Here is a 23,373-nt window from a genome sequence, read left to right as displayed (position 1 = left end):
GAGGGAGGAACAAGGATGGAACTTACTGAAGTAAAATTAAAACCGAAAGTAAAAGCAAAAAAAGAGCGAAGTATTAAAAGAGGAAGAATGATTGAAAGAACTGTAACTTATACTCTATTAATTGGCTTATCAATCATATTTATCTTTCCATTTCTCTGGTTAGTCGGAACATCATTCAAGCCAGAAAATGAAGCCTTAACTTTCCCACCGACGATTCTGCCGAAGGTTTGGGAGTTTTCAAACTATCGAGATGTTTTTACGATGGTTAATTTCGGTCAGTATTATTGGAATTCAATCGTTGTAACCGTATTGACTGTTCTTGGAACGGTTCTATCTTCTACAATTGTAGCGTATGGATTTGCCCGTATAAAAGGGAAAGGGCGGAATGTCTGGTTTGTATTATTGTTAGCGACTATGATGCTCCCTCCTCAAGTTACAATGATCCCGGTTTATATGATTTTTTCTAAGCTGGGCTGGGTAAATACATTCCTGCCGTTAATTGTTCCGGCATTCTTTGGAAACGCATACTTTATCTTTATGCTTCGTCAATTCTTTAAAACGATACCAAAGGAACTTGAAGAGTCCGCCTTTTTAGATGGATGTGGGACATTCGGGATATTTTGGAGAATTATTCTGCCTCTATCGGTTCCGGCTGTTATAACAGTTGCTTTACTAAGCTTTATGTGGACTTGGAATGATTTTCTTGGACCATTAATCTATCTAAATGACGACTCTATGTACACACTTGCTTTAGGTATTCTGCAATTTAAGGGCGCTTTGATCATCTCATGGGGACCTATGATGGCTGCGAGTGTACTCATTCTCTTGCCTTTAATCATCCTATTCTTTGTAGGGCAGAAGTATTTCATACAGGGAATTGCTACTACTGGCGGTAAATGATAATGCCTCATTGGCTCTGGTTTTACTATAGATAAATGAATCCATTCTTTCTGGAAGCCCTATTTATCTATTGCATATTTCTTATATACCTATGGGGGTAAGTATTTATGAAGAAGAAAAAAGGTTTAGGATCTCTGCTCTTATCTTCTGTTTTAACTCTATCAGTTTTGTTGACAGGTTGTGGATCCAAGTCTGAATCTGCAAGTAAAGATTCAAAGGATGTGACGCTTCGAATTCTAACTTGGAACAATAATCCAGAAGGAACAAAGCTTGAGGGTGAGATTTTTAAAGAATTCGAAAAAGAAAATCCAGGCATCAAAGTAAAACCAGTTTTTGCGCCGTATGATAAATACAATGACAAATTTTTAACAATGTCTGCTGGTGGAGACCAACCTGACTTAGTTTGGATTCAGCCTTCTGCTTTCGGTCAATTTGTTGAGAAAGGTGTGTTGGCAGATTTATCTGATGAAAAAATCAACAAAGACGAGTATATGCCAAATGTACTTGAATTAGGGCAGGTTAATGGTAAACAATATGCGTTAATTCGTGATGCAGCGACAACGATGATTGGTTATAACAAGGACATGTTTGATGCAGCCGGCGTCCCATATCCACAAGACAACTGGACATGGAATGATTTTCTAGCTGCCGCGCAGAAATTAACAAAAGTTGAGAATGGTAAGACAGTTCAGTTTGGTATTGAAAACTTTTATTTAGATCAATTATTGGCATCCAATGGCGGCGGAGTTGTAAGTGCTGATGGCAAAAAAGTGATAATCGATTCACCAGAATCCATTGAAGCAGTTAAATTTGCACGTGATTTAACTAACAAATATCATGTACAGCCAACAGCTGCCCAAGCACAAGGGATGAGTAACCTATTTATGACAGGTAAAGCAGCTATGAGAATGACAGGTCCGTGGGATTGGGCTGAATATGCAAAAAATGTTGATTTTAAATGGGATGTTGTACCAGTTCCGGCAGGTAAAGCAGGAAACGTCTCTGCGGCTGCGTATCTACCAATTGGAATTGGTAAAAATACAAAACATCCAGATGAAGCATTCAAATTGTTAGAGTTCTTAACAACAGGTAAAGGCCAAGATATTCAAGCTGAAATTATCTCAGCAGTTCCGACTGTAAAACGTAATGCAGATCAGATCACAACTATGGCAAATGCTCCAGAAAATGCAAAAGCATTAACTGATATTCTACAAGGCGGAAAAACAATTATGAACGCTCCGTATATTCCTGAGTATTCTGAGATTTACAACAAGCTTATTCCAGTTACAGATAATGTTACTCTGAAGAATTTGGATCCTGCTGAAGAGTTGAAAAAGTTTGCAGATCAAGTTCGTAAGGATTATAACTTGAAATAATACTTTATTAGCGGGTACTTGTTTATGGAATAAAACGAGTACCCTTTTTCCTGAAGGGGTGAATAGAATGAATAAAAGCAGTTTTATTGAAAGTAAATTCTTTGCCTTTATAGATATCACTTATAGACTGATTAAATCCAATTTACTATTTTGGGGACTTTTATTTAAGAATTTTATTATCTTCGGAGTAACAGTTTCCTTTTGTACATTGATAGAAGTTGTCGATGAAATCTTTGCTGGTAGTGGAAGGTCAATTAGAGAGCTGTTTCGAGAAATAAGCCCTAAATATAAAAATAAGAAAAAACTATCATTGATAACCATTGGTTTAATCATTTATTTAAGTGCTTTCATCATTCTACCATTTCCTGCTTTAATGAATAGCTACTATGCTTCCGTTATCAAGTTTGCGTTAATTTACATTTTCCTATTGGCACTAGTGTTATTTACTTATATTGCGTGGGTTCTAGTGAAAATGGACTTATCTTTAAAACAATCAATTTTGTATAGTTTCTATCTATTGATTAAGCGTTTTTTTCGAACAATTATATTAGTCCTTACTATGATAGCTATTGCTTTTGCAGCAAGAATGAATTTTATCTTTTTATTTTTCTTTGCTCCGTCCATATATGCGATGTTTGTGAGATTTGTGCTGAGAAAAGTATAAAAGATGAAATTCTAAGATGTGTAGGAAGGAGGCAGCTGATATGCATAGCTTGCGTTGGGCCTGGGGGTATATAGGGAAATACCGGGCTAGATTAGTAATGGGTCTTTTTCTGGCATTAATCGTTTCAGCATTAAATATGTTGAATCCTTATCTGGCAGGAAAAATTGTTGATAAGGTTATGTATGGAAACCAAAAGAATTTGTTATGGACGTTCTTAGGACTGATGATTGGTTTTACCTTGTTAAGAACGGCTATGCGCTATGGATATCAAATGATGTTTGAAAAATTATCCCAAAATGTCATTTTTGAAATGAGGGAACATCTGTATAACAGGCTGAATGAACTAGATTTCAGTTTTTATGATCGAACGAAAACAGGCGATATAATGGCCAGAATGACGGGGGATTTGGAGGCTGTTCGACATTTCACCGCATGGACAATTTATATGATCTTTGAGAATTTTGCCATTTTAGTTTTTGCTATTGGATTTATGTTTTATCTCCATCCGCCATTGGCTTTGGCAATGGTGTTGGTTACACCAATCATTGGTTTTTTTGCATATCGTTTAACCTTTACTGTCAGGCCGACCTTTACAGAAATCAGAAACCAATTTGCAAAATTAAATTCAGTTGTCCAGGAAAATATAAGTGGAAATCGAGTCGTAAAGGCTTTTGCAAAGGAAGAGTATGAGATTGAGAAATTTGCCGTTGAAAATGAGGCTTTTAAAGAGAAGAATCTGAAGTCCGCGAAAGTATGGGAAAAATATTTGCCCATCCTCGATTCTCTAGCAGGTGTATTAACGGTTGTGATGATTTTGGCCGGAGGTATTATGGTTATTCGCGGATCTCTTACTTTTGGGGAGCTAGTTACATTTAATTCTCTAATTTGGGCATTAAGTAATCCAATGAAAATGGCTGGCTGGCTGGTTAATGATGTACAAAGGTTTATCGCCTCAGCCGAAAAGGTGGAGGACTTGCTTAATGTTCATCCAAAAATATCTAGTAATCCTAAACTACATAATCCCCAAGGTCTTAGTGGATTTGTGGAATTCAATCATGTCCACTTTAGTTATGGAGAGGAGCCTGTACTTAAAGATATTAGCTTTAAAGTCAACCCAGGTCAAACGGTTGCGGTTATTGGCTCCACTGGTGCAGGGAAGTCAACGCTGGTGAACCTATTGGGCCGCTTTTATGATACGGCAAGCGGAGAAGTAAGAGTGGACGGAATTAACGTCCAGGACTGGGACCTTCATAAGCTAAGGGAAGGTATGTCAATGGTAATGCAGGATATTTTTCTCTTCTCCGATACTATTGAGGGGAATATTTCGTATGGCAATCCTAATGCATCATTTGAATTGGTACAATCCGCGGCTAAAATGGCGGAGGCACATGAGTTTATCACTACTTTACCTGATGGTTACGATACCATCATTGGTGAACGCGGGGTAGGTCTTTCTGGTGGTCAAAGACAAAGAATCGCCTTAGCCCGGGCAATTTTAAAAAATTCAGCAATACTGATTCTTGATGATACAACATCTAGTGTGGATATGGAAACCGAGCTTCGTATCCAAAAGACATTAAAATCACTTCAACATGGTAAAACTTGTTTTATTATCGCTCATCGCATTTCCTCTGTAAAAGAGGCAGACTTAATTCTAGTAATGGAGAATGGCAGAATTATTGAGAGAGGAAAACATAAAGACCTTCTTAAGGAAAAAGGGTACTACTATAACGTATATAAAAATCAATATGGACATTTTGATTATAAGTTCCATGATGAGGAAGTGATATAAATGGCACGTAATAAATTTGATGTGGACGAAGAATTAGAGACTCCGTTTAGCCTCATGCATTTGAAGCGGCTGTTAGTTTATATTGCACCTTATAAAGGAAAAATTACATTAACCGTTTGTATTATGTTAATCGCGAGCGCTGCAAACCTCATTGGACCATACTTAATTAAACAGGCCATCGATAAAGAAATTCCAGAGAAAAATATAAACGGTCTATTAATTCTCTCAGGGATTTACCTATTAGCTCTAATCATTACCGGAGTTTGTATGAAATATAGGATTCGAATGATGTCAGACATTGGGCAGAGTGTAATAAAAAAAATTAGAGCAGATTTGTTTATTCATTTACAGAAGCTATCATTCTCATTTTATGACAACAGACCGCATGGAAAAATCTTAGTTCGAGTTGTCAACTATGTGAATTCCTTAAGTGATTTGCTATCAAATGGCCTGATTAATTTAATTACTGATATCTTCAGTCTTGTGGTTATTTTAGGTTTTATGCTCTTTATAGATGTAAAGCTGACTTTTTTGGCGCTGCTTGGTTTCCCCGTCCTTGCAGCTATTATATTCCTTATTAAAAATGCTCAGCGAAAGGCTTGGCAGAATTTAAGCAATAAGCAGTCGAATATGAATGCATATATTCATGAAAGTATTAATGGAATTAGAGTAACTCAAGCCTTTGCTCGAGAAGAAGAAAATAAAAGGATATTTCAAGAGGTATCGGACGGGTATCGAAGCTCTTGGATGAAGGCTGTATATATTCAATTTTTGCTTTGGCCTTCAATTGAAAATATTTCTGTTCTCACAGTTTCATTCATTTATGTGATTGGAATTTCTTTCATTGGTAATGGGGTTACGGTAGGTTCATTAGTTGCATTTGTTGGATACCTATGGATGTTTTGGACACCGTTGGCGAATATCGGGATTTTTTATAATGCGATTATTAATGCAATGGCCTATTTAGAAAGAATCTTTGAAATGATGGATGAAAAGCCGACAGTAATGAGTGATCCTGATGCTGTAGAACTAAAGGAAATTAAAGGTAAAGTAGAATTTAAAAATGTTGTTTTTGGATATGAGGAAGAAAAGATTCTCAATAACATTAGCTTTAAAGTAAATCCAGGAGATACTATTGCACTCGTTGGTGCGACAGGATCAGGAAAGACCACAATTATCAGTTTGCTCAGCCGTTTTTATGATATTAACAGCGGTCAAATTAAAATTGATGATGTTGATATTAAAACAGTGACAATCCCCTCCCTTAGAAAGCAAATGGGAGTTATGCTTCAGGATTCCCTCATTTTTTCAGGTACCATTATGGATAATATCCGTTATGGCAGGCTAGACGCTACGGATGAAGAGGTCATAATGGCAGCAAGGGCGGTTCGGGCACATCAATTTATTATCGAGATGGAGGATGGCTATCAAACTGAGGTGAATGAAAGAGGAACAAGGCTCTCTAATGGACAAAGACAGCTTATCTCCTTCGCAAGGGCCTTATTGGCCAATCCAAGGATTTTGATATTAGATGAGGCTACCTCATCTATCGATACTGAAACAGAAATTGCATTGCAAAAGGGTCTTGAGACGTTATTGACAGGAAGGACCTCCTTTATTATTGCCCATCGGCTTTCCACGATTCAGAGCGCAACCCGAATTTTATTTATTGATAAAGGAGAAATTTTAGAAGAAGGCTCACATGAGGATTTAATGAATACAAAAGGACATTATTGGAAGTTGTATCACTCTCAACATCTGTCCTTGAATATTGGTTAAGATATAGAATTTTGTTTTTAAAAGTATATACATATTTATTATAAAGTATAGACAATTAAAAAATAATAGTTATAATAGGTTATGTAAACGTTTTATTTATTAATAGCTTGATTCCAGTACGAGCAAGGAGATTGACTATCTTAAAAAAGGGAGTTCAGGGTAAAAATCTTAAAAGATACTCATTTTATCAAAAATTTATTATTGCTAGACAATTTCGGGCACAACTCGTTTGTCTAAAATAAGAGAGGGGTAAAACTGATGGAAAAGAAAAGTGTAATCCCAGAAGGATTTTTTTGGGGAGGTGCTGTCACATCATTTCAAACAGAGGGTGCCTGGAATGAAGATGGAAAGGGACCTTCCATTGTAGATGCCAGACCTGTTAAGGAAGGGCAATCGGACTGGAAAACAGCCGTAGATTTTTATCACCGTTATAAGGAAGATATTTCTCTTTTTCAAGAGATGGGCTTTAACGCATATCGAACAAGCATTTCTTGGTCAAGAATTTTCCCGGATGGTGAAGGCGAAGTAAATGAAAAAGGCTTACAGTTTTATGATGATTTATTTGATGAAATGCTGGCAAAGGGCATCCAGCCAGTCATTACCCTTTATCACTTTGATTTACCGCTTGCCCTTGCTGAAAAATACAATGGCTTCGCTTCTAGAAAAGTTGTGGACTTATTTGAGCGTTATGCAAGAACAGTCTTTAAGCGTTTTGGCCATAAAATAAAATATTGGCTAACATTTAATGAGCAGAACTTAGTATTAACAAGCCCGGAGTTTTGGGGTGTCAAATTAGATGATGCTGAGAATGAAGAAGCGTTAAGATATCAAGTGACTCATAATGCGTTTGTTGCTCATGCAAAAGCGGTTAAAGCTCTTCATGAACTTGTACCAGGGGGACAAATGGCTGGAATGGTTACCTATCAGGTAACATATCCACATACATGCAAGCCGGAAGATACAATTGCGCATATGAAAGCAAAAGAACTCTTAGTTGATTTCTACTTTGATGTATTTGCTCAAGGGGAGTACCCAACGTATGTGACAAAAGATCTTAAAAGAAAAGGCATTATGCCTGTCTTTGAGGAAGGCGATGCTGAACTATTAAAGGAAAATACTGTGGATTATTTAAGTATCAGCTACTATCAAAGCCAGACAGTAAGTGCTGAGAAAGCTGATGGAAAGTGGCTTATTTCCGGGCTAATACCTAATCCTAACTTGAAAACAAATGAGTGGGGCTGGGCTATCGACCCAATCGGTTTTCGAGTTTGTCTAAAGGATATGTATGCACGTTATAGATTGCCAATTTTTATTACGGAAAATGGAATTGGTGTTCGTGAAGAATTAAATGAAAACAATACGGTGGAGGATGATTATCGGATTGAATACCTAGCTGAACATATTAAGCAAATGAAGCTTGCGATGGAAGAGGGCGTAGATGTAATTGGGTACCTTACTTGGGGATCAACGGATCTTATCAGCTCTGGCGGGCAATTTGAAAAACGTTATGGCTTCATCTTCGTTAACCGTGGTGAAACAGATATGAGAGATTTGAAGAGATATAAGAAAAAGAGCTTTGATTGGTTTAAGAAAGTTATTTCCACAAATGGACAAGATTTAGAATATAAGGAAAGTATCTCTTCAAAATAAAATGGGTGCAGGTTAATCCGATAGGCTTAAAAAAATGGAGATTAGTATTGTTACTAGTCTCCATTTATACATAGGAGGAAAAGCATGAATACAAATATCATGAAAATTCCAGATCATTTTATTCTTGGCGCTGCTGCATCTGCTTGGCAAACTGAAGGATGGTCTGGGAAAAAGGACACACAGGATTCATATCTGGATCTTTGGTATAAAAATAATCAGCATGTTTGGCATAACGGTTATGGACCTGCAGTGGCAACCGATTTTTATAATCACTATCAAGAAGATATTGATTTAATGAAAGAAATAGGCTTAACACATTATCGGACCTCTATTAACTGGTCCCGCTTTCTGGTTGACTATGAAAATGTAGTTGTGGATGAAGAATACGCAAGTTATATGGATAACGTAATCAATACACAAATAGAAGCCGGTGTTGAACCAATGATTTGTTTAGAACACTACGAATTGCCAGCGGTTTTATTTGAAACTTACGGTGGCTGGGGTTCGAAGCGTGTTGTAGACTTATTCGTACAATATGCTGAGAAGGTATTTGAGCGGTATGGTGATCGTGTGAAATATTGGTTTACGTTTAATGAACCTATTGTCATCCAAACGAGAGTTTATTTAGATGCTATACGCTATCCTTTTGAACAGAATACAAAGAAATGGATGCAATGGAATTTTAATAAAGCTTTGACTACTGCGAAAGTTGTACGTTTATTTAAACAGAAACAGTATAAAGAAAAGTACGGTGCAAAGATTGGCGTTATCTTAAATCCTGAAGTAACTTATGCCCGATCCACTGCAAAGCACGATATAGAAGCTGCAAGGATATATGATTTATTCTATAATCGAGTCTTTTTGGATCCTTCTATTAAAGGAGAATATCCAGAAGAGCTATTTGAATTAATGGAAAAGCATGATATCTCATTTGATGCAACAAAGGAAGAGTTACAGGTTATAAAAGAAAACACGGTTGATTATGTTGGGTTAAACTTGTATTTTCCGCATCGGGTAAAAGCTAGGACAAATGCATGGGACGAAAGAACTCCGTTTCATCCCGCCTTTTACTACGAAATGTTTGAGCTTCCTGGCAGAAAAATGAATCCATTTCGCGGATGGGAAATTTACCCGCAAATTATGTTTGATATGGCTATGCGAATGAAGGAGGAATATGGAAATATTGAATGGTTTATTGCGGAAAATGGGATGGGGGTAGAAAACGAGTTTAACTATAAAAATGAAAACGGGATGATTCAGGATGATTACAGAATTGAATTTATCAGCAATCATTTAAAAAGCCTGCTGCATGCCGTGGAGCAAGGTTCAAATTGTATTGGTTATATGCTATGGGCTTTTACAGATAATGTTTCACCAATGAATGCTTTTAAAAACAGGTACGGACTAGTTGAAATTAATTTAGAACAAGATCGGAATCGAATAATGAAGAAGTCTGCTTATTGGTATAGAAACCTTATTAAGGAAAGAGAATTACAAATTAAGAAAGATATATTTAAATAGGGTTTTAGTTGTTTTTTTAATCTGATTTTATAGGATTAACTATTCAATGGGCTATTTCTGACGGAGTAGACATTCTAGGATATTGAGTGTGATCTTTTAATTTTCTTATATAAATTAGAAGGAGAATTTTAATAGAATGGCCAGAAAATACTTTGCTTTAATGTTGACCACTTTAATGCTAACCCCTATATTGGCTCCTGCAAGTACATATGGGGCAGGAAATGCAGAAAAAGGGAAAAGCTCCAATGGAGTTTCAGAGATTGATTTAGTAGACAGGAAAGCGACCGGTGAAACAAGATCACTTTTCTCCTACCTCAATAATGTCAGAGGAGAAGCTATCCTGTTTGGACAGCAACATGCAACGACAGAGGGCTCAACCATTAGTGTACATGATGGGACAGAATCAGAAGTAAAAAATGCCGTTGGTGATTTTCCTGCTGTTTACGGCTGGGATACATTAAGTCTTGAAGGGAAAGAAAAGCCTGGAGTTTGGGGAGCCTCGAACGAAGTAAACCGGGATGCCCTTATTGGTGTAATGAAAAAAGCCTATGAGCGGGGCGGGATCCTTAATCTTAGTGCCCATATGCCCAACTTTGTAACTGGGGGAAGTTTTTACGATACCTCAGGATCTGTAGTCTCCCATATTATGCCTGGCGGGGACAAGCATGAAGAATTTAATAAATACCTGGACATGGTGGCGGACTTTGCCAATCACTTAAAGGATGAACAAGGGAACGCTATTCCTGTTGTCTTCCGTCCGTTCCATGAAAATAACGGAAGCTGGTTCTGGTGGGGGGCTGCTTTTACTACTCCAGCCCAGTATAAGGAACTATTCCGTTATACAGTTGAATATTTAAGGGATAAGAAGAATGTAAGAAACTTTCTTTACGCTTTTTCTCCGGGAAGTCCGTTTAATAATGATGAATCCAAATATTTGCTGACCTATCCTGGGGATGATTATGTTGATATCCTTGGCTTTGACACCTATAACAATGGCGAGGGCACAGATCTGTGGCTGAAGCAGGTAGTCGAGGATGCGAGCCTGATTTCAAGAATTGCGGATTCCAAAGGAAAGGTAGCTGCTTTTACCGAGTTTGGGTACAGCAATATGAAAATAACAGGAAATGCGGAAAAGGAATGGTTCACCAAGTTATTGAATGCTCTAAAATCTGATCCTGATGCAAAAAGAATGGCTTATATGCTGACATGGGCCAATTTCAGCGCTGAAGGCTCTTTTACCCCGTTCAGGAATCATCCTACCTACGGGGATCATGAAATGCTTACTGATTTTACCGCTTTTTATAACGACGAATATACCGCTTTTAATAAAGATATAAACAATGTTTATACCTTAAAAGCCAAGACGAACAAACAGGAAGATGGCTTTATCCACACAGTTTCTCCAACTGACAGGGAGACCGTTAAAAGCACAACAACAACAATTCGTGTCCGTGCCATTAATCAGCCTGTTTCGAGAATGGTTTATTCCGTTGAAGGGATGGAAGGAGAGAATCCATTAACCTACAATCCAAAAGAAGACTACTATATGGCAGATTGGCAACCAAGCGCTAGCCAAAACGGAACAAGCGTGTTGCTGACAGTAAAAGGATACCTGGGAAAAAGGGTTGTATATGAAGAGCCAATCAAGGTCAATATAGAAGCTAAGGATATACTGGTGAAAGGGTATCAATTCGACTCTTCTATAGCAGATATCGAATCATTGGGAACATATCCGGAGTCCATTGATATGAAAGTTAGCCATTTCAATTGGAGCAATAATGGCGTACTAAAACTGGATGTAAACCTTCCGGATGCTTCGCAATCCTGGCAGGAATTGAAGCTCAAACTTGCCAATCAGGAATTAACTAATGTAAATAAACTTAAATTTGATGTTTATCTCCCTATCAGCGGCAACGAAAATGCATCGATTCAGGGAGTGGCATTGGTTCCGCCAAACTGGAATGACAAGTATGGCATGGGACAGGAAAAAACTCTTTCAAGTCTTGAGAAGGTTACGATTGGTCAACAAGTGTTTGGAAAGTATACTGCTGAAATCGATTTGCATTCAGCCAGAGGAGATCTGGAAACAGCAGATGAGCTGGCGTTTTCCATTGTAACCAGCAATGTTAAGTACAGCGGACCAATTTATGTGGATAATATTCAATTGTTAAACAACTACATTGAACCAGTACTGGATCCGCTAACAGTAGATAATTTTGAAGTATACAGTGGAAACACTGAAAAGCTACAGTCAAAATATACTGTTGCTTCGCAAGGAGATAAAGTCAACCTTTCGTTGGATGCTGAACACAAAAATTCAGGAGAATTCGGATTGAAATATGAGTACAATCTTGGTGGAGCCGGCTATGGCGGAATGACAAAAATGCTTGGTGGGGTCGACTGGTCAGGACAGAACACTTTAAAATTCTGGTATCTTCCAGATGGCAATGACCAAAAGCTTGTCATTCAAGTAAAGGCAAATGATATTGCATTTGAAGCCTATCCATCCCTAGCTGGGAATGAACCGCAGTTAATAGAAATTCCGTTCAGTGAATTTACTGTTGCGCCATGGGATGCCTCCCATGCAGGTGCTGTTCTTAATGAAATAAATGTCAAAAAAGTGCAGGAGTTCTCAATTTACGTGAATGCAAAACAGCCAGGAACAACCTTATCAAGTGTCCTGTATTTTGATGATATTCATGTGATTAATAAGTAGGCTTGCCAACAGCGGCTTCTCTTAACAAATTGATAGATTCAGAGGAGATTAATGGATTGGAAGCTGCTGTTTAGATTCCCTTTAGAAAGATATTGGAGAAGAATAGAAGAGGCTCTTGCCAGACGCAATTGCCTCTTCTGTGCAGGGCTCGTCAATTGGCGAGTTTTCTTTACATTGTAAGAGAGTATAAATTTCTAGCTAGAAGCGAATTCGACGTAGTCGGAAATTTTAGGAATACAGTATAAGGGCACTTCATTTCAAAGATTGGCAAAACTTCCTTCATCCTCACGTTATGGCCATAAATCATTTTTTCATACTTAAGTTTCCATCTAATTTCAAAGATATTCCTCCTACTAACAAAAAATATGCATAAAAAAGCCTGTTTCCGTGCATTTTATAATAAATGCCTTTTCAGGATAGAAAATGTGTGCAGAATCTCTAGTAGTGCAAACACAATATGAATTGTAAAAAGTGAATTGGTTGGTTAACAAAATAATGTGCTAATTATTATGAAAATAATAATGCTGAATTAGGCCGCAACGATATTTCGTTTCTAATTCTTTCCTTAATATGATAAACAAATTATTGTAACTCAAATTTGTTAAATCATTACATATGTTTTCAATCATTCTTGCTTTGGTTGTTTATCAGTTCCTCCTTTAACTCATACTGCAACAGCATCAAGGTAGAGAACTCTCTTAATCCGTAGATAAGATGCGAGACTTCTGTTTCTTTATGCGTATTACATTATAGATGAATAAATAGGGTTAATACATCGCATATTTAGATGGGTACAATAGCCATGAGTCAGTTCAAATGGCTAATGGATGAAAAATTAGAAAAAGATGGCCTGAAAAAAGGAGTGCTTGTGGAGGTGGCGATATGAAATCTGCTAAACCACTTTTTAATAACCTGCAGCGAAATGTACAAGAGATAAAGAATCTTACAGGGAATAGCTCGGACATCACGATTCGCTTATTCTATAGCGGAGTTGCCAATGATTTTGAAATGGCTGTTATCTATATAAAGGGCTTAACTGACATTAACGTCATTAATAATGATATCATGAAATCTTTAATGTCTGATGCTGAAAAAAAATCCATAGCGGGAAGGGCAGAATGCAATCTCCTAGCGATGATTAAAGATCGCATTCTTAGCGTTAGCAATATTACAGATATAGATAATATGGATATGCTGTTGTCTGCTTTATTCTCTGGTAATACGGTTATTCTTGTGGATGGCTGGAAGCAGGGCATTTCGGCGAGTTCTTCTAAATGGGAGGGAAGAGGAGTAGAAGAACCCTCTTCTCAAAGCGTTATTCGTGGACCAAAAGAAGGATTTGTTGAAAGCTTAGGCATCAATATCGCACTTCTTCGGCGTAAAATCAAAAGTCCCAATCTATGGGTGGTTGATCGGAAAATAGGAAGAGTGACTCAAACAGATGTGGCTGTCATGTATGTAAAGGGGATTGCCAATGACAAAGTGGTGGAGGAAGTACTTGAAAGGCTAGACAATATTGATACAGATAGCATTTTAGAAAGTGGCTATATCGAGGAATTTATCCAAGATGAAACCTTTACTCCCTTTCCTACTATCGCAAACTCAGAACGGCCTGATACAGTAGCTGGCGCTATATTGGAAGGACAGATTGCGATTCTTGTTGATGGAACCCCTTTTGTTCTCCTGGCCCCTGTGACGTTCTTTAGATTTTTCAATGCAAGCGAAGATTATTATCAAAGATATGATATTGCGTCATTTCTTCGTATCCTGCGCTATATGTCTTTTCTGATATCGATACTTTTGCCCTCTCTGTATATTGCTATCACTACTTTTCACCAAGAGATGTTGCCTACTACACTGCTAATAAGTCTGGCTGCGCAACGAGAAGGAGTTCCTTTTCCAGCTTTTGTTGAAGCGATGGCAATGGAAATTACATTTGAGGTTTTACGGGAAGCAGGTATTCGTATGCCTAAGGCAATCGGTTCCGCGATTTCAATCGTTGGAGCCCTTGTGTTAGGGCAGGCGGCTGTTCAAGCAGGCCTTGTCTCTGCAGCTATGGTGATTGTTGTATCCTTTACAGCTATCTCGAATTTCATAGCTCCGGCCTTTAATATGTCCATTGCTGCTCGCTTGATTCGCTTCGGTTTCATGTTTCTTGCCGCTACTTTAGGTTTATTTGGAGTTATGTCAGGTCTTATTGCTCTTTTGATTCATTTAGCTGGATTGCGTTCTTTCGGGATACCGTATTTAATGCCCCTATCTCCCTTGATACCAGCTAATTTAAAAGACTTACTTGTGAGGGTACCTTGGTGGGCTATGCTCAAACGCCCACGTCTGTACAGTCAGGAAAATAATGTCCGTCAAGGGACAAGTCTTAAGTCTTCTCCTCCTTTTAGAAAGAAGGAGGAATAAGGTATATGAGGAGGGAGGAAACAGGTGAAACGTTCTTTGATGTTGCTGTTAATCCTATTCATTTGCTTGCTTGAAAGCGGATGCTGGAATCGCAGAGAATTGGGGGAGCTTGGAATTGTGATGGCAACAGCTATTGATATGGATAAGAACAATCAATGGGTAACCTCATTTCAGGTCGTTAATCCGGGGGCAATCGCTACCCAAACTGGCAGTGGTAATAGCCAATCACCCGTTACTACGTTTTCTACAAAGGGGAAAACACTTAGAGATGCGTTTCAAAATGTCAGTATGGAAACACCGCGCGCTCTTTTTTTGGCTCATAATCGTGTCGTGCTTATAAATGAAGATGTTGCCAAGAAAGGGGTCAAGCAAATTATTGATTTCTATCTAAGGGATATTGAAAGCAGGGAAACCATGAAAATTATCCTTACAAAGGGAAATGCAGGGGAGTTTTTGGAAATACTTACCCCTATTGAAAAGATTTCTGGTAACACTATTAGGAAGATTTTTGAAAAAGAAGAATCTAGTCTTTCTATGATTAGAAGTATCAATATGCATGAATTCGTGACTACATTAGCTAGTAGTCCTTTGGAAAGTGCTGTATTACCAGAAATCAAGGTTTCCGGTGAACAGAGAAAGCAAACAGCCTTGGAGGCACTTCAAAAGACACGAAGACATGCTGCTATACAATTAGGGAGTATAGGGGTGTTTAGACAAGCGAAACTAGTAGGTTGGCTGAGTCAGGAGGAAAGCTTAGGGTTAGCTTGGATATCCGATGCTATCTCCAATACAGTTGTTACCTTTCCTTGTGATGGTACGACTTATGATAAACAATTATCTTCTTTTTTCGTAGAAAAGGGATCCACAAAATTAATCCCTAGCTTAGTAAATGGGAAGCCAGAAATAACTGTTGATGTTAAAGCAAAGGGAGTATTGGAAGAATCAGCTTGCAAACTTAATCTACAAGATCCTAAAGTGCTGACAAAATTAGAGCATTCTATTCAAGATGAAATCAAAAAAGAGATAGAAGTGGCATTTAAAGGAGCGAAAAGACTGAAAACAGATGTACTTGGCTTTGGGAATGCATTCCATACAGAATATCCAAGTTACTGGAAAGAAATGAAAGACAACTGGGGCGAAGCATTTATGGATATAAAAATGAACGTTAAAGTTAAGGCCAATATCCGTCGTACCGGTATTATTAACAACTCTGTTTCTAAAATACTTAAATAAGGAATTTTCTAAAAAAAAGAAAGAGGAGGCGAAAGTTCTTTTGCACTGTAGGAAAGTATAAATTTCCAGCCAGAATGGATACGATTGATTTTACTCTCGATCGAAGCGAAAGGGGAATAGAACATATACCTGACTACGCACTGAATTATAATGGTAGTCGATCCTAGGATAAAGGAATGTTTTACATATGGAAAGAATCAGCAAACATCAGTTAGTGGCTATGATCATACTATTTGAAATAGGAAGCGCTGCTTTGTTTGAGATAGGAATCAGCGCCAAACAGGATGCCTGGTTAGTAATGTTGATCGGTATGATTCCTGGCTTTTTGCTGTTCATGTTATTTCTAGCCATTCAGCGTCTAGAGCCGGATAAAGATTTGATTCAAATGTTAATTCAATATTTTGGTTCGTTTTTCGGGAGGTTAATCGCCTTTTCCTATGTCTGTAATTTTATGTACGAATCTATGCGGAATGTGCGGGATTTTGGAGATCTTACGCTCATGACCTTTCTTTCCAAAACCCCTATCTCCGTCGTTATGCTAGTTATGATGCTTCTAGCAAGTTATGTCCTTTTTAAGGGGGTTGAAGTTTTTTTCCGCGTGGCTGAATTTATGCTGCTAGGAGTGTTATTCTTTTACCTATTATTAATTATCTTGTACTTTAGCTCGGGTATTGTACATATAGATCGTCTATTTCCTATCCTCGAAAATGGAATCATACCGGTACTGAAGGGTGCCTTTCCAGACCCTATCCTTTTCCCATTCGGGCAATTAGTACTTTTCCTTATGTATTGGAACTATTTGAATGATAAGGACGATATAGTTAAAATCTCTATTCGAGCTTACGTATTTGTAGGCATTTTTCTTACGATTCTTAGTATACTGAATATTGCTATCTTAGGAGTACCATACGTGAGTGTTAGTAACCTTCCGCTGCTGGCATCTGTCAGACTTATTCAAATAGCTGATTTTCTCGAACGTTTTGATGCTTTTGTAGTTTTACTCTTATATGTAGGGATATTCATTAAAGTAACATTATGGTATCTGGCGGCTGTTTTAGGGTTAGGTAGATTACTCAACACGAACTATCGAAAACTAATCCTTCCAGTAGGAGGAATTATTTATGGTACCTCCCATCTACCGCCAAGTTGGACCTATCACATATGGTTGGGGAAATTTCTTGGTTTAAAATATTTACAGGCCCCATTCTTTATAGTTTTTATACCGACACTTCTCTTTCTATTTATGTTTGTTAAAAAAAAACCTGACCAAGCTAAATAAAAAACAAGAGGCTGGGAGAAGGGCCCGTGGAACTGATACAAACAGCTTTAATCGCAAAGTAAAACTTCTGATATTTGGCAGATTCCTTCTTGGTGGGCCTGCCTTTTTTGCAGCCTATGTTATTACTTATCATTTATATTTGCTTAGGAAAAGCTAACCCATTAATCCTTCTCGTAAATTCATGACCTTTCCAAGCTCACTAGAGAATATGAGAAAGGCTTCCTTATCTCGTGTATCAAGCGCTTCATTCACTTTAAAGCGCAAATAATTGATACGTAAATCTAAATCAGAGATGGCACAAATGGTTCCTTTCATACGCAGGTGTTCAATATCCTCTAAAAACATAAACATATTATATTCGTCGTTAATCGTGATAAGGACGTACCAGCCCATACCGTCGACATATCTTCTCTCTTCTTCAATCGTTAGGATATCACCCGCTGAAAAGTAGATTGGATGTCGCTCGGGGCAGTTGCAATTTAACTCGTATTCAAATGACTTTAGTGTAACAAAGTTGCTATTCATGGTATTACCTCCTTATAGTGATCTATAGTCTGTTGGTATTTTTCTTGCATCATTTTTTTGCTAGGCTATTTTTAGCTATCAAAGTCAAACTTCTTCTCTTCTAAGGCTGATTGTTCCTCTGGCTTGAGCCTAACCTTTCCCTTGTCCTATAAATGTAGGAACTTTTCTTAAAGATGAAACAGAAACAAGGGGGAGGTTTATATTTTTACACTGTAAGAAAGTATAAATTCCCAGATAGAAGTGAATTCGACACAGTGATTTTTCTTTAGTTGATATTTATTATCATTTATGTTCACTATTTTAATTGATATTGATTATCACTGTCAACTGATTCTGCATGCAAGATATATTTTTTGAAATCCAATAACAAAGGCTAGCTGTAGTAATGTTCAGTGGTTGAAACAAATGAATCTTAGGGAAGTTACTAAGAGGAAGACTTTTCTAAACTAGATTGCAGAACTTAAGCTATGTGTTGCTATTATACAGTTTGTCTTGTAACAGAATTTCTTTGCACATAAGGCTTTTGTTTTATACTTCAAAATTATGTTAAAATAGATTAAAAGAATGAAAGAGGATGGATCTTGTCACTTTTGTTGGAGTAAGGGGAATGTCTCCTTCTAATATTAGGTAGGGAGAGGGAATGTTGAAGCTAAAAAAACTAAAACTGCAGCAGCGAATTACCTTGTTCATTATTGCTCTTATTATTTTAATTGTTTCGCAAATCAGCTTTCTATTTTATTACGTGCTATCTGATACGGTCGAGAATCAATTAGGAAAACGTGCGCTTCACGTTGCGAAAACTGTAGCGGCTATGCCTGAGATTAGATCCGCATTGCATACGGAAAACCCGGCAGCTATCATTCAGCCGATTGCGGAACGCATCCGGCTGGAAACAGATGCTGAGTTTATTGTCATCGGCAATAAACAGGGAATACGTTATTCTCATCCAAATCCGCAGAGAATTGGCAAAAGAATGATGGGCGGAGATAATGATAAAGCACTTGTAGATGGAAAAGCTTATATATCCAAGGCAAAGGGCACGCTTGGATTATCTTTGCGCGGTAAAGCTCCAATTTGGGATGAAAACGGAAATATCATTGGGATTGTCTCAGTTGGCTTTCTGATGGAGGATATTAATCAAATTGTAGGCGAATACGATTATACCATGTGGGGGATTGCCCTTTCTGGAGCAGTCATTGGAATCATTGGCTCTGTGTATCTCGCGCGCAATATTAAAAATTTAATGTTTGGTCTGGAACCCGAGGAAATTGCATCCCTGTACGAAGAGAGAAGTGCTTTAATTCAATCGGTTCGAGAAGGGATTATGATGATTGATAAGCAAGGAAGGATTAGTCTTTTAAATCAAGCCGCATATGAAATTCTCCTTATTCGTCAGGAACAAAATGTAATTGGAAGGCCTGTTCTAGAGGTGATTCCGAATACATCTATTTTAGAGGTACTTCGCAATGGTGAAGAACAGCTAGATCGACAGTTAAAATTAAAGGGACGAACTATTATCGCAAATCGGTTGCCTGTTAAAATTGGAAATGAAGTAATAGGCGTTGTTTCGAGTTTTCGTCTTAAATCTGAAATCGATCAACTAACAGAGGAGCTTTCACAAGTCAAACGCTATACAGAGGCTCTCCGTGCTCAGACACATGAGTTTAATAATCTTTTGTATACGCTTTCAGGGTTGATTCAGCTAGAATCCTATGAGGAAGCACTGGAACTTGTGCATAAGGAAACAGCGGTTCAGCAGGATTTTGTCCAGTTTATTATGAGCAGGCTGAAGGATCCTAGGCTCGGTGGGATTTTAATTGGTTTTTATAACCGTGCAAAGGAATTGAAAATTAATTTTGTGCTTGATCGGGAAAGCAGTCTGGAGAGATTAGCTGAGCATATTGATAGCAGCTATTTTATTTCTATCCTTGGCAATTTAATTACTAATGCTTTTGAATCTGTTGAGAGAAATACGGATAAGGAAAAACAGGTACGCTTATATATAACAGATATCGGTGATGATTTGCTTCTTGAGGTTGAAGATTCGGGATTGGGTGTAGATGACAATCTAATTCCATATATTTTTAAACGCGACTTTTCTACAAAGGATGGAGGAAATCGTGGATACGGTTTGGCGAGAGTGAAGGAATTGGTAGATGATTTGCACGGCAGCATTGCAATTGAAAAGGGAGATTGGGACGGCGCATTATTTATTGTGGCAATCCCAAAGGAAAGGTGTGGAGAGAATGTCTCAGCCTACTGAGGTACTGATTGTTGAAGATGATGTTCGAATTGCGGAAATTCATCGCCGCTTTACGGAAAAGATTGGCGGGTTTACAGTCGTTGGAACGGCAACGAACGGTGAGCAGGCAAAGGAGTGGATCGAGCTTGTGCAGCCGCAGTTGATCTTGCTTGATGTGTACTTACCTGATATGAGGGGAATCGATCTTGTACCGTTTATTCGTGAGAATGCCAAGGAGGCTGATATTATTATGATTACGGCCGCCTCGGAGGTTGATGTTGTGCGCCATGCAATGCGAGGCGGAGTATTTGATTATATCGTCAAACCTTTAACGTTTGATCGATTTAAAAGGAGCTTGGAGCATTACAGGAGTAAGATGCAGCAGCTTGAGCAGCAGGAGAAGCTATCTCCTGATCAAATTGAAGGCTTTTGGAGTACAGGAGCGCCTAGTGCGGCGATTTCTATGACGGATGCTTCACCAAAGGGGATCGATCCTTTAACGCTAGAGAAGATTTTAAAGTGTGTTTCAGGAATAGGAGAGGAAGGAATTACAGCAGAGCTTCTTAGCCAGGAGTCGGGGGTGAGCCGATCTACGGCAAGGCGTTATTTGGAGTACTTGATTTCACAGCGGAAGATTTATGCGGAGCTTATTTATGGGAATGTTGGCCGTCCTGAACGCAGGTATTTTCAAGTATAGAGATTGAGGCTTTTATGAACGAAATGATGTTTATATCATTCATAGAAACTTAAATGTAGCTAAATATCCTGACAAAAAAGACAGCGCTTCTGGGGCTATTGACAAACTAAATGGCTCCATTTCAAAGCATAGAATACAGTAAATAAAAAGAAGACAAATGCTACCTGTTGTATTTGTCTTCTTTTTGTTTTGAATAGGTATTTGTCAACACAGCCCCTTTTGGCCTGTCTTTTTCTACACTGTAGGAAAGTATAAATTTCTAGCTAGAAGTTATTCGACGTAGTCGGAAATTTTAGGAATACAGTGTAAGTGTAACCACGCCTCTGTCTTCGCCAATCGGCGGGTTTTCTTTATGGAAAAGCAAAATACATTTTAAGACATTAGAAATCTCAATAAAACATATGAATATACATATTTTATTAAAAGTATATACTTTTAATTCAGTTTCTTATATACTCTTTTTAGAAGCAAGCTCAAAACATGTATCGTTGTGAATCTTTAAGCAGATGCAGTTTGTAATTTATGAAGGGATAAGATGAAGAGAGTGCACAATACAAATTTCTCGAACAGTTTTGGCGGTGAACATCTTCTGCAGTGGTTTAAATAAAAAAGCTGCAGGAAAGTGAAAAAGAAGATGAGGTTTAGATGTAATATCTTCTATTCGTTAGGCAGAGTGATCGATTTAGCATGAAATATAAACATAGGAGAGATAGAAATGGAAATTTTTAAACAGCAAATTCAAGAAGAACTTCATCAACATATCATGCCTTTTTGGCTTACTATGAAGGATGAGGAAAATGGAGGATTTTATGGGCAGGCAGATTATAAATTGAACATAAATAAGCTAGCTGATAAGGGAGGGATTGTTTTATCGAGATACCTTTGGTCCTTTTCGGCTGCTTATCGGGTGACGCAAAAGACTGAGTATGTGGAATGCGCGCACCATGCATATGATTTTCTTGTGCAAAAATTATATGATCATGAGTTTGGCGGAGTATATTGGTTACTTGATTATCAAGGAAATCCGAAAGATACAACCAAGCATATTTACAATCAATCATTTGCTATTTATGCCCTTAGCGAATATTACCGGGTAACAGGAAAAATGGAGGCGCTTGAATTAGCTATTAAGCTGTTTCGTTTCGTGGAAGAGGCGTATTGTGCTGAGCGGAATGCGTATTGGGAGGAATTCACGAGAGAATGGATGAAGAAGCCAAATGAAAAGCTTGGCAGTGGATCAGGTGCACCGATTACCACAAACACACATCTTCACATTCTGGAGGCATATACAACTCTATATAAAGTTTGGCCTGATCAGCTTTTGCGTGATCAGCTGCAAAACTTAGTAAATATCTTTTATGAGAAAATTTATAGCAAGGAAACTAAATTTTTATACGCTCTCTTTGATAAAAACTGGAATAGCATTTCAGATAAGAAATCATATGGTCATGACATCGAAGCGAGTTGGCTCTTAGATGAAGCCTTAAAGGCACTTGGACAAGACCAGCGTGAACTTGTTCAAATGGTTATTGATATTGCTTACAACATTGCGGAACAAGCTATTTTAGAGGATGGTTCACTTGCAAATGATAATAAGAATGGTCAAACGGATTTTACTCGCGTATGGTGGGTGCAGGCAGAGGCGATTGTTGGGTTTTTGAATGCTTACGAGCGAACTGGCGATGAAAGATTTGCTAAGTGGGCTAAGAATTTGTGGAGCTATATCCAGCACTGCATTATTGATCCTCGAGATGGCGGGGAGTGGTATTGGTCTGTGGACCCTGATGGCAATCCTGCCAAATTAGATATTTCTAACCCGTGGAAGTGTCCCTACCATAACTCACGATTTTGTTTAGAAGTGATTGAGAGACTTACACAGAAAAGAGTAATTGCAAAAAAATGAAGGCTGCCGCTATCGAAGGATAATGTATGAGGGATAAGGAATCGATTGTAAAGCATGAAAAAGACAAAAAATTTTAATATCTAACGAGCCCTGAGGTGTTAGAGAAGATGAGTGGGCAGCAAAATTTATCATTTTCTGACAGAAGACTCCACTTCAAGCACGTGATGGGCGTAGCCCAGTGGTAAGTGGAGGATGAATGTCGGCTAGGCAATCGCCTAGCATGTTTGGTGAATAGGGACATGTAGCTAGACGAACGTACGTTCCTTTGGTAATATATAATTACCAAAATGAACCAGAAGGGAGAAGGAATGAAGAAGTGCTATTTTTCCAATCGAATCTATAAACACACGATCCCCCACGATTTGAATCAGGAACTCTTTCATTCTCTCCGTCTCTATAATAGAGCCATGCGCACGGCTTATGCTTGGCAGACAAAACATCTACGCAAGGGGAACAAACCGTATGAAGGCAGTCTGCATGTTGCGATCAAGCAGCGATTTCAACTGGACGACTATTATGCGAATAGTGCAGTCCAACAAGCAAACGCCCTTCATACATCACAAAAAGAACTACAAGCATTGTATGTCAAACAGATAGACAGTGTCGTGCAATCGATTCAAAAGAAATTAAAAAATGTATCGTAGAAGATCCAGAACATCCTCATCTCAATCACTCAAAAGCAGA

The 23,373-nt window shown here is 38.1% G+C and carries 16 protein-coding genes; 15 read left to right on the top strand and 1 reads right to left on the bottom strand.

The annotated features are described in order from the left end of the window. Nucleotides 1-15: 15 nt before the first annotated feature. The 11 genes from EP737_RS21970 to EP737_RS21920 all read left to right on the top strand — a co-directional run bounded on the left by EP737_RS21970 (nt 16) and on the right by EP737_RS21920 (nt 17,322). The gene (locus EP737_RS21970; protein ID WP_129731014.1) at nt 16-900 is read left to right on the top strand and encodes a carbohydrate ABC transporter permease; all 885 of its coding nucleotides are present in this window, start codon (nt 16-18) and stop codon (nt 898-900) included. A gap of 107 nt (nt 901-1,007) precedes the next feature. Continuing rightward, the gene (locus EP737_RS21965; protein WP_129731012.1) at nt 1,008-2,276 is read left to right on the top strand and encodes an ABC transporter substrate-binding protein; all 1,269 of its coding nucleotides are present in this window, start codon (nt 1,008-1,010) and stop codon (nt 2,274-2,276) included. A 67-nt stretch (nt 2,277-2,343) separates the two neighbouring features. Beyond that, complete coding sequence (locus EP737_RS21960) at nt 2,344-2,940, top strand: YesL family protein (RefSeq protein WP_129731010.1); 597 nt, start codon at nt 2,344-2,346, stop codon at nt 2,938-2,940. Between the two features lie 40 nt (nt 2,941-2,980). Next, nucleotides 2,981-4,732, top strand: coding sequence for an ABC transporter ATP-binding protein (locus tag EP737_RS21955; protein WP_129731008.1), 1,752 nt, complete (start codon nt 2,981-2,983; stop codon nt 4,730-4,732). Beyond that, nucleotides 4,733-6,511: an ABC transporter ATP-binding protein gene (locus tag EP737_RS21950; protein ID WP_129731006.1), complete on the top strand. Its 1,779-nt coding sequence runs from the start codon at nt 4,733-4,735 to the stop codon at nt 6,509-6,511. 258 nt (nt 6,512-6,769) lie between these two features. Further along, nucleotides 6,770-8,161, top strand: coding sequence for a glycoside hydrolase family 1 protein (locus EP737_RS21945; protein ID WP_129731004.1), 1,392 nt, complete (start codon nt 6,770-6,772; stop codon nt 8,159-8,161). 84 nt (nt 8,162-8,245) lie between these two features. Continuing rightward, nucleotides 8,246-9,682 (top strand): glycoside hydrolase family 1 protein, encoded by a 1,437-nt coding sequence (locus EP737_RS21940; protein ID WP_246040340.1) that lies wholly within the window; start codon nt 8,246-8,248, stop codon nt 9,680-9,682. Between the two features lie 136 nt (nt 9,683-9,818). Further along, nucleotides 9,819-12,398: a glycosyl hydrolase gene (locus tag EP737_RS21935; RefSeq protein ID WP_129731002.1), complete on the top strand. Its 2,580-nt coding sequence runs from the start codon at nt 9,819-9,821 to the stop codon at nt 12,396-12,398. A gap of 882 nt (nt 12,399-13,280) precedes the next feature. Then, the gene (locus tag EP737_RS21930; RefSeq protein ID WP_129731000.1) at nt 13,281-14,810 is read left to right on the top strand and encodes a spore germination protein; all 1,530 of its coding nucleotides are present in this window, start codon (nt 13,281-13,283) and stop codon (nt 14,808-14,810) included. Nucleotides 14,811-14,834: 24 nt separating this feature from the next. Then, nucleotides 14,835-16,043, top strand: a complete 1,209-nt coding sequence (locus EP737_RS21925; protein ID WP_129730998.1) for a Ger(x)C family spore germination protein — start codon at nt 14,835-14,837, stop codon at nt 16,041-16,043. 187 nt (nt 16,044-16,230) lie between these two features. Continuing rightward, nucleotides 16,231-17,322: a GerAB/ArcD/ProY family transporter gene (locus EP737_RS21920; RefSeq protein WP_129730996.1), complete on the top strand. Its 1,092-nt coding sequence runs from the start codon at nt 16,231-16,233 to the stop codon at nt 17,320-17,322. A 153-nt stretch (nt 17,323-17,475) separates the two neighbouring features. On the opposite strand, the gene EP737_RS21915 is transcribed toward EP737_RS21920, so the two are convergent. Continuing rightward, nucleotides 17,476-17,847 (bottom strand): IDEAL domain-containing protein, encoded by a 372-nt coding sequence (locus EP737_RS21915; RefSeq protein WP_129730994.1) that lies wholly within the window; start codon nt 17,845-17,847, stop codon nt 17,476-17,478. Between the two features lie 643 nt (nt 17,848-18,490). On the opposite strand from EP737_RS21915, the gene EP737_RS21910 reads away from it, so the two are divergent. From EP737_RS21910 to EP737_RS21895, 4 genes are all read left to right on the top strand, one after another. Then, a complete protein-coding gene (locus EP737_RS21910) occupies nt 18,491-20,110 on the top strand; it encodes an ATP-binding protein (protein ID WP_129731045.1) in 1,620 nt (539 codons plus the stop codon). Then, entirely contained in the window at nt 20,094-20,786 is a 693-nt protein-coding gene (locus EP737_RS21905; protein WP_129730992.1) for a response regulator, read from the top strand. The genes EP737_RS21910 and EP737_RS21905 overlap by 17 nt, the downstream gene beginning before the upstream one ends. Nucleotides 20,787-21,501: 715 nt before the next feature. After that, the gene (locus EP737_RS21900; RefSeq protein ID WP_129730990.1) at nt 21,502-22,689 is read left to right on the top strand and encodes an AGE family epimerase/isomerase; all 1,188 of its coding nucleotides are present in this window, start codon (nt 21,502-21,504) and stop codon (nt 22,687-22,689) included. Between the two features lie 308 nt (nt 22,690-22,997). Beyond that, nucleotides 22,998-23,333, top strand: coding sequence for a hypothetical protein (locus tag EP737_RS21895; RefSeq protein WP_129730987.1), 336 nt, complete (start codon nt 22,998-23,000; stop codon nt 23,331-23,333). Nucleotides 23,334-23,373: the final 40 nt, after the last annotated feature.

Source organism: Ectobacillus funiculus (genome assembly GCF_004138295.1).
GTDB classification, from domain to species: domain Bacteria; phylum Bacillota; class Bacilli; order Bacillales; family Bacillaceae_G; genus Ectobacillus; species Ectobacillus funiculus.
The sequence above is the reverse complement of the archived record's forward strand: the minus strand, read 5'-3'. Positions and strand labels throughout refer to the sequence as shown.